Source organism: Pseudoalteromonas sp. MB41, from assembly GCF_020966275.1.
GTDB classification, from domain to species: Bacteria; Pseudomonadota; Gammaproteobacteria; order Enterobacterales; family Alteromonadaceae; genus Pseudoalteromonas; species Pseudoalteromonas lipolytica.
In genome coordinates this window covers 34,095-48,166 of the sequence record NZ_JAJJZF010000031.1, presented here as the reverse complement: position 1 = coordinate 48,166, position 14,072 = coordinate 34,095, and the positions used below count along the sequence as shown (strand labels likewise).

The following is a 14,072-nucleotide window of genomic DNA, read 5'->3' as shown; positions in this document are numbered from 1 at the left end:
CACCCCGACAACCGTAAATCACAAGAGCTATTTGTGTGCGGTAACTGTGGCAATACTGACAATGCAGATAACAATGCATCAAAGGTCATAAAGAAACGGGCAATTAACCTAATATTAGACACTGGAACGGTGTTGTCTGGCGATGGAGTTCTAATAACTCAGGCAGATAGTGGACGTGGAGGCAATCGTAAGACTAGCCGAGTCAAAAGCTCGACTAGCGGTGTCCAACGAAGCGTCAAAAAAGAAAGGTTAGTAGCTTAGGCTATTATCTTGGAAGCTCGATGCCTTTAGGCGCGAGTAGTTCACAGAACTAGACAACGAATTAGCCTAACAAGTCCAAAGCTTTAAGCCTCTCTCGTGCTATAAGGTATCTTGCACGAACGTCATCAATTTGCTGTTGAGTTAATTTATTACCGAAAGTACGAAGTCCACCATCCTTATCGTCATGATGAATTCCAAATGCGCACTTAAGGTACTCCATAAGTAGCGGTTGAGCATCCAAGTAAGAGATGGAATTCATAGCCTGAGAAATTTTGTTAGCCTCAGCCCATTCCCCTTTATTTACATACTCCTGCATCGTCACACTCGCTTTTGGAAAGATACAACCTACACCTGTGATCCCGCCACATGCTCCTGCTAGTCCGGCATGCACAGTGACAGTGTCTACACCTGCCAAAATTTTTGCATCTTTGTTTTCTAGCATTATCGTCTCAATGATTGAAACATCTGACGTCGATATTTTTAACGCAGTTACTTCAGGAAGCGCAGCAAGTTTTTTAAGAAGCTCGGTTGAGAGCGCATGGTAGCCAGCTGCATCTGGGTTGTTATAAGGCATAATTGTAATGCCAGCCTCTTTAGCGGCTGTTGCACAAAGCGCATAATATGCATACATATCTTCATCACTAGGTGCTTCTTTGGTTTTTGGTGGCATAACCATGACAGTATCTACGCCAACAGATGCAAGTTGCTTTACAATTTCAGCTATTTCTTCTTTCGTTTCTGCCGCAGCACCACTGATCAGTGGCACACCGTATTCTTTTGCAACATCAGAAAGAGCTTCAAGTAAAGAAAGACGCTGATCAACACTTAGATAACTATTTTCACCTAATGTGCCTGAGCCAACAAGCCCCCCCATTCTACTACCGCCTTTCCCTTGTACTTTTAAAATTTCTGCAGCGTATTTCTTTGTTGTATCAAAGTCTATTTCAAATGATCCAGATTCAGACTCTTTTAGCCATGTGAATACGGCCGGCATAACTGAAAAGCGCCAATCTGTGTTCGTTGTTTTCATCATATTTCCTGTGCTTAAAGGTAACTCCTATAAATATTAACACAAATAGAATATTGTATACAATATTCTATTTGTGTTAATTCTCTTGTAATTTGTGAAGCTTAAGCAGTGGTGATTAATTTATGCCATAGTGTGATTAGTCTGGTGAACTGAATTAAACAGTGCCAATTATTGGCACCATTTACCTTGCTTTTGAGCAATTAGTAATAAGTGTGCTGCGCTCCATGAAAAGTTAGGCGCTCCTTGTTGCTCACCATTAAGCGGATTATAATTCTCACGTATTGGCGCATTAGAAAGCAAACCATTGGCATGATTTAATAGCTTTTCACTTAATTGCTGAGCTTGTTTGCAATAACCGTAATGACTCATACCTACTAACCCAAAGTAAGCTTGATCAAGCCATACTCGTCCACGCCAATATATATCCGCACCGAAAGCCGGATTAGTCAGCGCAGCACTGCCAAGCGGAACGTAAGTATTAAACTCATTGTTATCAAGCATTGTTTTTACCACATCACTGGCCTGTTCCATACTCGCTACTTGATTAAACAACGGTGACCACCCTTCAGGACCTTTGCCTCTTTTTACTAAAGTCCTCCCAGCGCAACCATTCGCTAAGGGGGTATCTGCTATTTCAATGTCGTAGTAGAAGCCTGTATTTTTATCAAACATGCACCGATTGATATAATCCCTTAACTGAGCGGCTTGCCTTAAAAAGTAACTTGCTTGGTGCGGTAACTTAAGCTGCTTCGCTATTTTACTTAAATAACGGTTATCAGCAGCCATATAAGAGGCTTGATCCACAGATTCTTGCAATAATGAATACCCAACTAATGTACCTGTATCATTACGATTTTCTGCAAAACCAACGTGCCAGTCACCACGAATCCCGCCGTTTTTTATATAACGATTTAACTGTTGATTATTTATAAAACCAAACACAGCAGCATCATCACGACCAGATTCCCAAGATGCGGCTGTTTGTGCCGGAACTTTAATTTCTAAGGTTGCTTCATCGTTTAGGTAAGTCCTATAGTTTTTTAAGCCACTTCTTGTTCGCCAACCTGCCGAGGTTTTTACATTAAATAATAACTTGCCGTCACGAGTATTATGGGCTTTATCAACCGTGGCACCATACTCTGGCACACCGTTTTTATTATGATCACGATTGCGTAGCCACCATCCACGATAAGCAACTAGTTTAGGGTATATGTGCGCGAGCCACTGAGTATCGCCTGTATTTTCAAACACCTGCCACACAGCCCAAGCTGCCAAGCTTGGCTTAGTATTACGCTCATTCCAATTTGTGCCGTCCCCACCGCGTTTTGCACTAAAATTATAGGCCACTAAGTCAGGTATAAATCCAGCATCCCATGGCCTGACAGCATCGTTTGGCGTTATTTGATGCTCAAACACAGCATTCAAATTTTGTTTAGCAAGCTCTGGATTAAATGTTACCAGTGCATATGCCTGCTTGTAGCTATCCCAAGGCCAAGTTTGATTACCTGAAAACCAGCGACCGGTCACGGCAGGACTAACGGTATCAAAACCTACGGCACCAGCTTTACTGCGCCAATTTCCAATTAACGTTTCAACACTTTTTACCGCAAGTTTTTGTAAGGCTGGCTGCTTGTTACTAATTGGCTGTGTCGCTTTATTTATATACTCTTGCCAACGTAATTTACTACGTGATAAATAGTGTTCGGGTTGCTTTAAAATTTCATCAACAATCTCTCTTTCACGTACCACGTCTTGATTATTTAATAAATATGAATAGCTTGTGTAGAATGTGCGATTGTTTTTTATGTGCGTTGTGCTTGAGTAACTTAGGTCGTCATGACGTGTTTTAACCGCTAACGTTTTTTTAAGCAATAACTGTGAACTCCCCGAGGTGAGCAGGTGTCCATGCGCCCTTACTTTGCCAAAACTAATCGCAATACTATTGCTGGTGACTTGCCATCGGGGGGTTAATTTCGGATAAACCACAAATGGCGAACGCCCCGCTTTTTCGGTGCCATTGTTAGCACGTAAATGGTTTATAAGCTTTCCTGTGAAATGTAATGTAACAGGCTCAGTGGTTTTAATCTGTGTTTTAACTAATGAAGTGCGATTTGTCACAAAGCGCAAAGTAAGCGTTATGTTTACCCCATCACCGCTCAGCTCTTGCACTAACGCGCCGGGTTCGCTGTAAGCCCGCATTGCTAGCTTCACTTTATTGGCCTCATCGACTTTCATGCCTTTATAAACAGTCAGCTTTTCTAGATAAGGCGCTATAAAATTTAAATACTCCTCAGTAACAATAGCAGGCCCGGTGAACGCGCCGACGTTTTCATCTGTTGGTAGCAAATGTCCATGCCACGCGCCTAGATCAAAAAGAGGGCTAAAACGTTGGTGGCCGCCTTGCTCAAAGTCCTGCATATAATATGGGCTTCCGGTTCTATCTATTAAGTTTTTATAATCAACCACCTCACTAGCAGCAGCCTCACAATGACTGATTAAAAGCACGGTGATTAAAATAAACAGATTTTTAAAAATCATTTATTTAGCCCTTTTTGTATCGCGCTAATAAATAAAAACCAAATCCGGTAACTAGTGCAATGCCTGCAAATAATAGCCACATGATTTCGGGGGATTTTATCTCTTTGACTAGGTAACCATAACTCCACCCAGACAAAAATCCAGCAAATAAAAAGCCTAATGCCATAGATACAAAGTAATAACCCATAAACATAGCAGCACTGCCTTTTGGAGCTATGCTGGCTACATACTCTTGGCTTTTTGGAGAGGTGAGCATTTCACCAAAAGCAATTAATAATATAACCGTTACCACTACTAAACCTCCCAATTGGCTTAGTAATACCCCCGCGCTCATTAATAACAACACTAAAAAAGCACCTGCTGTGACAATTAAACCGCTTATTAGGACAGATATAACTTTAAAATGCTGGCATTTAACACTTACTATTATTTGTAACAGAACAATAGCTGCAAAATCTAAATTAATCAGGTATTCAGGGTTTACCTGTCGGTATTTAAGCCACTGCTGCGCCAATTGCATACTTTGCTCAGCCGAAAAGCTAGAAGCACTGGCTTGTTTAAAAAATAGCGTTATTTCAGCAACAGGAACATTAACTTTTAAGTGGACTAACTCTAGACGCACAGCCTCTAAATTTACCTCTTTGACTGGTGTTACACTATGAGTAGCAGCCAGTGTTTGCAGTTTGTTACTTAAAGCCTGAATATCAACATAAGCAAAAAAATCCACTGCTGATTGACTAAAGTAGCTCAAGATTGCAACTAAATCTTGAGTATCAATATAGTCACGTATAAACAGAGGTAGAGTATAGAAAAGTTGGTTATATACCGTCCAAAACCCCGTTAATATTGCTAAATATAGTGCAAAACTACGGTTGCTAACCCTCACCGGTTGTAGATACCATTTAGACGCTTTTTGCACGCTTACGCACTTATCCCATAACCAGTTCGCAGCTAACCAAATCGTAATTAGCGAAAAAGCTTGAGTATATGTTAACCAGCTAACTCCCCCCGTCATTAAAATAATTACACTGGTAAACAGTAACAATGCGAAACGGCTGTTACCCAAAACATGTTGAGCTTGCTGTAAAACCGCTGCCGCCCCTATGCTGCTACGTAGTTTGCTGCTTGACTCACGGTAAAAGAGCAATGGAATAAAATTAACAACTATCCAAGATGCCGACATAATAAATACCGCATCCCAACTAATAGTCCGTAAATACCCAGCCACTAACGGGCCTATGAAGCCCCCCAAATTAACCATAGTGTAAAAAATACCAAAGCCTAAACCCCGGTTACTGTCGTTAGTGTTTTGACTTATAGTGCCAACTACAACAGGCTTAAAGCAGGATGCACCAAAAGCGACTAACATTAAAATCATAAAGAACGAATTAAAGTCTGTCACTTGACCCAAAAAGTAATAACTCGGCGCCATCACAATAAATGAGCATGTAAACATTTTTTTATAGCCATAGCGATCGGCAAAAGCCCCAGTGATCACAGGTAATAAGTATAAAAAAAACGGAATTATCCCCTGCACGGCGCCTCGCTCTGCATCACTAAATCCGACCCCCCCTTGCTCAATGGGTGTGGTCATATACACCGACGATACTGCAAAAAAGCCATACCAAGCTAAACGCTCAAAAATTTCCATGGTATTAGCCAAGTAGAAACCTAACCCAAAGCTACGCCAAGTTTGTTTATTTTTACCAGTTTCCTGCTGTGCTGCTGATTGTAATTGTTGGTTATTATTCATAGTTTACTTTTTCAATTAAACGCAGTATTTTATATTGCATACAATATACAAGCAAAGCAACTAAAATGACAAAAATTATATCTCTCACATTATTAACTTTACTACTCACTGCCTGTCAGCCCACGCCTAATACTAGTGCGAATAATAAACCTGATATCGGCAACATAAAAAGCGGCCCAAGTAAAATGCAAGCAAACATTACCGTCCAGGGCTATACCAGCACACTCAATAATATCGATATTGAGTTTTTAGGAAAAACAATTCCATATACATACAGCGATGGCAAAATAGGAAATAGTCGGGGCTACAACTGGTGGGTAAGTAAGCACTTTGCGCTAAAAAGTGATCTACCCAAAGAGAAGGTCACGCTATACTTAGAGCTACTTGAAATGGCATATCCACATTATGTTGCTTTATTTGGTATGGCTCCCCCAAATATTGAGCGCCAACGCATTGCAGTTGTTTATGGTAGTAGTCGCTCCCGTGTACGAGAAGCCATGCTTGATGATGGTTTTTTACGTGGAGTACATAAAACGGCCGGTGGTGAAACTATGTTTTATAACCGTGCCGGATATAATTTCCCCAGCCACCGTGAGCACCATCAGCGTTATATAGTTATTCACGAAACCATGCATGCTTTTCATATGGCATTAAACGGCCATTCAACGTGGGCACCTAATTGGATCACCGAAGGTTTAGCTGATTCGATTGCTCACCATGTTTATGATCCTAAGCAAAAACAACTCACCGTCATGGTATTTGATCGCGCCCCAATGAATTACATTGAAACCGGTTTAAAACAATATTACAGCGCAAATAAACCTACAATTGAAGAAATAAATGACGATCCAGCACTAAAACGTGGACTTAATTTTTTTATAATTCATTACCTTTTAAGCTCTCCTGAACGGGCACAGTACTTTGCTCACTTTATTGAAGAGCTCAGATTAGCGAACCCACACAGCGAAGCCACACTTTCAACAGCTAACTCACTGCTTAAGAGTACTTTTAAAAATTGGTCGGAAATAGAACAAGGTTTTGCTGATTTTGTAGAGAATATCCAGCCTAGCTTCCATATTGTATCGGGCCCTTGGGAGCAAGACGGTAACGCTTACTGGCTACGTAACACTCAATCGACGGCATTATCGCGGTTAGATATTACCCCCCCCTCAACGGCTAATCACCCAGTCATGGACTTTCCTGCTCCAAAGCCGAGTTCGCTCATTGATGTGGCAAATAAACACCAAGTGGCCGCGCTAATCGAGTTCGAAGCTGCTCAATTACATCGAGGAAAAATTGGCATAGCACTACAAGGAAAGCGTAACCAAAAAAACCAAAAATATCGCCGTACTTTTGTTGGTGAAAAGCAGGCAAGTGATGATCAATTGCTGATGCTGCTTATTGAAGATGGCAGTCACTTAATTATAAATGCACAAAGCTACGATAACTTTAAAGCAAAGCAAATAGCCCTGACACCTGAGATAAAAAGTGCATTAATCGCAGATAAGAAACTTGCAATAAACCTAACGCTCGAGCAAGCACAATTAAGCATTAACTTACACGCTCAACGTGGTAGTAAGAAAGTAACCCAACAATTTTCTATTCCCCTGAATAAGCAAATGATTGCAACACTTAACAGCGAAAAGATCAGCTTGTTAGGTCAAAATAACAATCATAAAATCACCCCTTACTTATTTAATCCTACCCCTTCTCGCTTGTTGCCTATCACAGCAGAGAATGCGCTTACAAACCCTTGGCTTTTTAAAAATTATGATCTACTAAACCGAGTTTTTAAAACCTGCCAGCAACACGAGGGGTTTATACCACAATGCGATCTTGAGTTGAGTAATATTTTAGCAAAATTACCCTCTATAGAGCTGCACGATGAAGCCAGTTCTGAACTAGAGGCCTTAGAAAGTCAATATATAGCCACATTAAATAATGCTGGTTTTAGTACACTTTCCGGGGTTAAATCTGATATTTATTATCACCAACAGAAGCCTTTTTTAAGAGTTGTCAATCCAACTGATTCCCCTTTAGAAATTACTGCACAAGTGACACTCACAAATAGTGCTAATAAGCCAAGCAAAACTCATCAGCTAAAACGCAGCTTGAGCTCAGGAACACATAATATCTCACTGCCAACAGAAATAAATGCTGATAAGGTTACTATTGCGCAAACTCTCAAATGGAAGTCGTTAACGCACCAATCTACGCTCTCAAAGCGAGTAACCCCGTTTAATGGCGTTGAGTTTAATGTAATTAAAACGAAAGAGCATGAAGACTATTGGTTAGTAGAGCTTAATTTATCTGGGCCTTATTCTGGAGATACAATTGGTGACATTATTCTAACCTCGACATCATTCGAGCAAGCCACTCCCGCAAAATCTCAACAGAAAAGTGTTGATTTAGCACCTTATGAACAAAAAACATACACCTTCAAAGTAACAAAAACTGACAAACCACAACAGATTTCTGTAAAGGCCATTTTAAATGTTGATGGTGAGCCTATTCGCCTTATTCAAGAGCTTACTTTGTCCTAAGCTTAACAATAGGACGACGCCACTTTCGCAAGAAAGTGGCTTTAAGCTTCTCTTTAGATAACCATTATTTAGTCCAGCGTTAACTGAGTTGCTTCCTTTCTCTTCATACTCAGCCATCTATGCCCTAATTTAATTACCTTTCAATGCACTCATCAATATTGAAGTTGTCAGCTTTATCGACACTTTTGCAACGTAAGTACAATTGAATGTTTATTTATCAACTTTACATCCAAGTAGTTCAATTTATAGTTAGTTTAAAACACCAGAAAAAAGATAAAGGGGGTTTTGACTTTGAATAAATGAACCTTTGCATTTGTTTCTTTATAAAAAAAGAGCCACCAGAAAACTGATGACTCCATTATATAAAGTACGTGAGATCACGCTTTAAGTTTATATATTAACTAAGGACACCCTTGACTGTTAAAGTCGACGACTAAGCTTGCACCAGTGCTATTACCTGCTACTTTTAGGTAGCCCCAGTATTCACTCTGGCCTGAAATATAAATACACTCTCCATTTCCGCTATTATTTGACTCAGCCACTTCATTGTTACCATTTGGCCAACCACTTGCAGCGTAGCTTAGACTTAAATCACCACTACCATTAGCGGTGGTGATGGCAATACCATTTTGGCCTTGAACATCTGCAATGCTAAACCACATAGGATCGCTATTACCTAGACAAATTACTTCGCCATCATTTAAGCGGCCACTGCTTCGGCTGCCTTGACTAGCACACACATCTGGCACGTTAGAAGTCACTTGGGTAAATGATGCTGTTAACTGAACGTTATCAAATGCATTATAACCTCTAACCATCACATGGTATCGGCCTACTTGTGCAGGATTAATAGTACACGACTCTTCGTTACCACCAATGTAAGGGCGACAATCATATATAGCTTCACTCGGTGCTACTTCAAAACTTACATATAAATCCGCATCACCTGTACCACCAGTTAAATTAAACATAAGGTCGCTGGCGCCTGAAGGAACATCAAAAGTGAAATATAAAAATTCATCTTGAGCGCCACTGATGTTAATTGGCTGGCTATTCAATAGCACACCATCATCAACACTACTGTCAGCTTCGATAGTTGCTACTGTAGTGACAGTTTGGCTTGCACCTTCATTATCAACCACAGTTAATGTTATGGTGTATTCTCCTGCACTTGTGTAACTATGAGTAGGATTTGCCAGATTTGAACTGCTACCATCGCCAAAGTTCCATTGATAACTAGCGATACTACCATCGCTATCATTACTACCATTACTCGTGAAGCTTATACTGTTATTTTGCATGCCAGAATATGGGCCATTAATTTGTGCTATTGGTGGGGTATTAGTGCTCGTACCTGCAACTAAGTCATCGCACCACTGTACAAATTCATTCTCATAATTATTGGCCCACTCTACAGTTTTTGATTTATAGGCACTCCAATTACCAGTGCGGGTATGAGCCAACATAGCATCAAGTTCGTTGTTGTGACGTTCAAACATAAAGCGAACAGCTAAGTAACCCCAGCGATAAATTCGATCTTGATCAAATCCATCATAGGTGGTGTCAAAAATTTGCGCTAGTGTATAGCGCGAGCCATCACTAATAGTGGCTTTTGCAGCATCGTTGTTATTTAAATTAGCAACATACTCTGCAACCCCCTCTGACCACCAGACAATATCTTCTGTGGGTGCGTTAAAGTCACCATATAAGTCGAAACGGCCATCTAAATAGTGAACATACTCGTGCTCTAAGTTCCATACATAGTGCTCTGCATTGGCATAACTTGCTTCATAAGCTATAAAATTAGCTTGGTTGCCAGCTACAGATGGGTCACCTTCTAAATACATACCACCATTGTTAGTATTTATACCAAAGATAGCACCTGCGTACTTGCTATAATCGTCACTACTGTCAAATATATTTACTTGTAAAAAGTTATTGTTGTCATCAGCAACAGGGGTGTTATTTGTGGCTAGCTTATTATGAAAAAGCCCTTCTTCAGCGCCCATAGCATCACATGCTGCTGCATGTTGAATAGCCGTCATATTTTGCGAGCGAATTTTTATAGTACTACTACAGCTATAATTTTGTGACAACACTTGTTGAGTTAGTTCATCAACAAAGCCACAAATACCGTAGTCATTACAATCTGCGTAATAACTTACAGAATCAGCTGCTGCAAGCCATACTGCATCACCATAACCAAAACTGTTATAGGTGCTAAAAATAGCTTTCAAACCAGTATCAACACTTTCTTGTATTGGCGTGCCTGAATATTGTTTTAAACGAGCTAGTTCACTGGCAGCGTTAACAATCAAGTATTGTGCATCTGAGTCTATCATCCACTGCTTTTGAGTAAATGCGCTTAGCTTAGCAACTAAGTCAGTATCAGTGCCGATAGCGGTTACAAATGCATCATTCCACTGGCCACGATAAAGTAGCGTGAAAATACCATTAACAGCACTGCGCATATTCCATTTTGCAGCATAACTCTCATTGAAGCGCGTTAACCACTGCTTTACTACGTTTAAGTAACGATGCTGCTGCTCAGCACTATCCATAGTTATGATAACTTCAGCAAGTGTTTTACCGTGTCCATCATTATCATCATAAAAGTGGCTATTGTTTACAAATGCATCTATAGCATCAACTACTGCAGGTTGTACCCAAGAGCTAAAATTCACGTCAGCATTATAAAACTCAACATAAAAACCCGCACGCAAATATAAAAACAGCGCTTCTAAATCAACATCTCCACCACCAGCATAAGTCTGTGAGAGTGACTTAGCATGATTTGCAACGGCATACATGTTATCTGAACTATAAACCTGACTCTGAATAGAAGATGGCGCACTAAAAAGTTCATTAATACAACTAGTACCTTGGCTTTTAAGTTCAGTGATAATTGTACTAGTGCTTGCACTTGCCATCGCAGCTAAATCACAACTGACAACGGCGGCTTGGCTGCGCATCATAAATTGATTAAGTTGTTGCGGCTGCTTTTGCAACTCAGCTATAGGGGCTTTTTCATTATGTTGGTGATCTACACCGTGATGATGTGTGCGCTCAATTTCTGCATTTTTTGGTGTAAACAAGCGCTCTTGCAGGTTAGCTGATTGAGCTAAAGAGCTTGCTCCAAGTATAGGTAGCGCCAGAATTAATGTTTTAATTTTCATAATTTACCTTTGATAATTATTGTTTTCTCTATCCAACCCGGAAAGAGAAACACTTTTGTAACATATAATTATCATTGTATACAATATATTTTATATTTAAATAACGATGTAAGTAGATCCTGTTGATGGTTTGACGAAAGAAATAAGGTCTGAAGTTAATCTATATTTCAACTAAGAAAACAAAGTCATTAAATATTTAGAATGAGAAGTATGGCTAGAAAGGACAAAGCTGTAGATATGCGTAAATGTAAATACACCCTAAACTAAAGATAAACTTGTATAATGTAAAAGTAACGAAATTAACAGCTCTTAAAATTAAAATAGTTTTCAGTTGGCCACACTCAGGTCATCATTTGTTTAGATGTTAGTTTTTACTATCTAGAAAAGGTAAGGGAGCAAATAGCGCTCTCGGAATGGTCAAGCCTGCAACTTAACCTCAGGATAGCAACGATTTTCATCTTTAATAATCAACCCTTGCCAACTTTCATATGCTGGGCCGCCTTGATCTCCTCCACCAGTTACAGCGATTACTTTACTGGGCAAAATAAATGACAACCCAAACAATATGGCGAATTTGTTCATGCAAAAATCCTTTAGTTTCTTCAATAACCCTCACAAATTTGGGGGTTATACGGATCTTAAATACTGTCCTGCTGGTTAATCAAATTTAAGTTTTTTTAAAAATGCGCGTTTTTAAACATCCTGTATCGTTACTTTTGAAATTCAAATTTGGAGAAATGCATGAAAACTTTAAAACGTCACCTATTAATCGCGATCACTGTACTAACAGTTTCAGCATGTTCTAGTAACGGTATTCATGAAAAAATTGAACAGATAGAAGTTGCTCACCAAAAGCAAGTTGATAAAAAAACCGAGAAAATGGACCAACTCATTAATAGTATTCCAGATTGGTACTTAGATGTACCACAATCTGACTCAACAGGTGTATTTGGCGTTGGATTCGGTTCATCAAACAAACCTCCTTTTGCATTAAAAGCAGCCGAGCTCAGAGCTAAATTTGATGTAGCAAAGAGCTTTAAACAGCTTATCTCTGGCCAAGAGCGTTCATATGAAAACCAGACTCTAGATTCAAACCTTGAGACTCAAATTAATATGCTTATTGATTCAATTGTCGAAGAAGTTAGTGTTGCCGGTGCGCAGAGAGTAAAGCGTGAATTGTATAATGTTGATGGAGTAGCAAATGCATATGTTCTTGTAAAAATGCCTTATGAAGAATATAACCGAGCAATACAGTCTTTGCGTGCTAAAACAGTAGAAGAGAAAGTGTCTGTTGCATTCGATGAACTTGAAAAGCGACTGCAGAATAGAAAGAGCGATGAACAAAAAGCAATTCAAGCCACTCACCAGCGTGATGTTGAGCTTAAAGAGCTTGAGATCAAAAAAGAGGTAGAGCTACGAAAAGCTGAGCAACCTCAAAGTGAACTACCCAGCGACATCGCTTCGCTCTGATCACTGGGCTTCTACAGTCTAGCTTAACGGCTAGGCTGCTTCTTTTTTCTCAGATCCAAAATCCAACTTCGATAATTCGAAGACTTTCGTTTTAACGGATTGTTTCTCCTGAGATACGGGTGCTACCCTTGCGACGATGCCAGCCGCAATTAAATCTAATTCACCTGTCTTTTCTATGCTCTTAGCCGACGATAGATCACGGTTTTGATACGTTCCGCAAGCTACACAAGTGAAATACCTATCGTTCAATGTTAAAACATGGTTTTGGCCGCACTCTGAGCAGATCCCAGTGGACTTCTCAAATCGACCAATTTCGTGATACAACTTGCCCTCTAACTCAGCTTTGTATTTTGAAAGCTGAGTTATCAGCCCCATTACGTTATCGGCAACCATGCTGCCATTGAACTTTTGCATCGCTTTTACGTTTAAATCTTCAAAACACGCTATATCAGTTTCATTGATTATCTGTCGTGAAATTTTGTGCGCAAAGTCGAGCCTTTGCCTTGAGATTTTACCGTGTAGTTTATTGATGCGTTGTTTAGTTTTGTGCCAACGATTTGAGCCTTTGGTTCGACGTGCAAGCTGGCGTTGCAATTGATTTAGCTTCTCTTTTGACTGTTTTAAAAACTTCGGATTATCGGCCACAAATCCGTTCGAACCAACAACCGTTTGCTTTGAGTTGATGTCAAAGCCAGTGATAGTTTCCAAAACTTGTTTAGCCGTTTTGCATTCCACTTCCTGAGTGATACTGCATTCCCATTTTCCGTGACGATATTGAACAGTGACGGTCTTAATTTTGCTCACTAGCTCACTAGCTCACGATGCAGAACGATTGGCACTTTGCCGACCTTTGGGATGCTTATAGCGTCATTTTCAATTCGAATACAGTTGGAATTATTGACCGCTCGGAAGCTATCATTGTGAAGCCGCTTCCTTTTGTAGGAAACTTTGTGCTTTGGAAAATGCTGCAAACGACCTTTAGAAAATGCATTCTTCATCGCTGTTTCCAAGTCGCGAGCAACCTGCTGAGCAGCAGCAGAATCAAACGCTTTAATCCAGCTAAATTCCTCGAATGGCTTAATTTCCTTGAGGAGAGAAGCCATATCTTTGTAAAACAGGAATGTTTTATCGTATTCATATCGACGCATATTTTCAGACAACAACAGATTCCAAATGCCACGCGCTATCGCACCAAACTCAATGAGCTTAACTTCTTGTTCTGGCGTAGGGTTTAGCCTGTAGTTGTATCTGAGCGTCTTTTTCATATACTGTATAGACTACTGTATAAGGCCAAGTTGTCA

General features: G+C 40.0%; 9 protein-coding genes and 1 pseudogene. 3 read left to right on the top strand and 7 right to left on the bottom strand.

All coding sequences use genetic code 11. From position 1 onward, the window contains the following. Positions 1-261, top strand: a pseudogene (locus LPA49_RS19880) (RNA-guided endonuclease TnpB family protein); the annotation flags it as partial. Between the two features lie 61 nt (positions 262-322). Here LPA49_RS19880 and LPA49_RS19875 read toward each other — a convergent pair. The 3 genes from LPA49_RS19875 to LPA49_RS19865 all read right to left on the bottom strand — a co-directional run bounded on the left by LPA49_RS19875 (position 323) and on the right by LPA49_RS19865 (position 5,582). Then, the gene (locus LPA49_RS19875) at positions 323-1,291 is read right to left on the bottom strand and encodes a dihydrodipicolinate synthase family protein (RefSeq protein ID WP_036973847.1); all 969 of its coding nucleotides are present in this window, start codon (positions 1,289-1,291) and stop codon (positions 323-325) included. 168 nt (positions 1,292-1,459) lie between these two features. Continuing rightward, the gene (gene ygjK, locus LPA49_RS19870) at positions 1,460-3,829 is read right to left on the bottom strand and encodes an alpha-glucosidase (protein ID WP_036973846.1); all 2,370 of its coding nucleotides are present in this window, start codon (positions 3,827-3,829) and stop codon (positions 1,460-1,462) included. A 4-nt stretch (positions 3,830-3,833) separates the two neighbouring features. After that, on the bottom strand, positions 3,834-5,582 hold the full coding sequence (locus LPA49_RS19865; protein ID WP_036973845.1) for an MFS transporter: 1,749 nt from the start codon (positions 5,580-5,582) through the stop codon (positions 3,834-3,836). 65 nt (positions 5,583-5,647) lie between these two features. Here LPA49_RS19865 and LPA49_RS19860 point away from each other — a divergent pair, with 65 nt between their 5' ends. Beyond that, complete coding sequence (locus LPA49_RS19860) at positions 5,648-8,125, top strand: hypothetical protein (protein WP_230237570.1); 2,478 nt, start codon at positions 5,648-5,650, stop codon at positions 8,123-8,125. Positions 8,126-8,526: 401 nt separating this feature from the next. Here the strand turns inward: LPA49_RS19860 and LPA49_RS19855 are convergent, their stop codons facing one another. Further along, complete coding sequence (locus LPA49_RS19855) at positions 8,527-11,301, bottom strand: collagenase (protein WP_036973843.1); 2,775 nt, start codon at positions 11,299-11,301, stop codon at positions 8,527-8,529. Between the two features lie 417 nt (positions 11,302-11,718). Then, positions 11,719-11,883, bottom strand: coding sequence for a hypothetical protein (locus LPA49_RS19850; RefSeq protein ID WP_155950875.1), 165 nt, complete (start codon positions 11,881-11,883; stop codon positions 11,719-11,721). 159 nt (positions 11,884-12,042) lie between these two features. Between LPA49_RS19850 and LPA49_RS19845 the strand changes: the two genes are divergently transcribed. Then, positions 12,043-12,771: a hypothetical protein gene (locus LPA49_RS19845; RefSeq protein ID WP_036973842.1), complete on the top strand. Its 729-nt coding sequence runs from the start codon at positions 12,043-12,045 to the stop codon at positions 12,769-12,771. A 30-nt stretch (positions 12,772-12,801) separates the two neighbouring features. Here LPA49_RS19845 and LPA49_RS19840 read toward each other — a convergent pair whose 3' ends face one another. Then, on the bottom strand, positions 12,802-13,575 hold the full coding sequence (locus LPA49_RS19840; protein WP_230237568.1) for a transposase: 774 nt from the start codon (positions 13,573-13,575) through the stop codon (positions 12,802-12,804). After that, entirely contained in the window at positions 13,575-14,036 is a 462-nt protein-coding gene (locus LPA49_RS19835; RefSeq protein ID WP_230237566.1) for a helix-turn-helix domain-containing protein, read from the bottom strand. The genes LPA49_RS19840 and LPA49_RS19835 overlap by 1 nt, the downstream gene beginning before the upstream one ends. Positions 14,037-14,072 lie beyond the last annotated feature (36 nt).

Excerpts from the sequence above, each read along its gene's own strand:
- LPA49_RS19875 (WP_036973847.1), bottom strand. The coding sequence starts at position 1,291 with ATGAAAACAACGAACACAGATTGGCGCTTTTCAGTTATGCCGGCCGTA.
- ygjK (WP_036973846.1), bottom strand. The coding sequence starts at position 3,829 with ATGATTTTTAAAAATCTGTTTATTTTAATCACCGTGCTTTTAATCAGT.
- LPA49_RS19865 (WP_036973845.1), bottom strand. The coding sequence starts at position 5,582 with ATGAATAATAACCAACAATTACAATCAGCAGCACAGCAGGAAACTGGT.
- LPA49_RS19860 (WP_230237570.1), top strand. The coding sequence starts at position 5,648 with ATGACAAAAATTATATCTCTCACATTATTAACTTTACTACTCACTGCC.
- LPA49_RS19855 (WP_036973843.1), bottom strand. The coding sequence starts at position 11,301 with ATGAAAATTAAAACATTAATTCTGGCGCTACCTATACTTGGAGCAAGC.
- LPA49_RS19850 (WP_155950875.1), bottom strand. The coding sequence starts at position 11,883 with ATGAACAAATTCGCCATATTGTTTGGGTTGTCATTTATTTTGCCCAGT.
- LPA49_RS19845 (WP_036973842.1), top strand. The coding sequence starts at position 12,043 with ATGAAAACTTTAAAACGTCACCTATTAATCGCGATCACTGTACTAACA.
- LPA49_RS19835 (WP_230237566.1), bottom strand. The coding sequence starts at position 14,036 with ATGAAAAAGACGCTCAGATACAACTACAGGCTAAACCCTACGCCAGAA.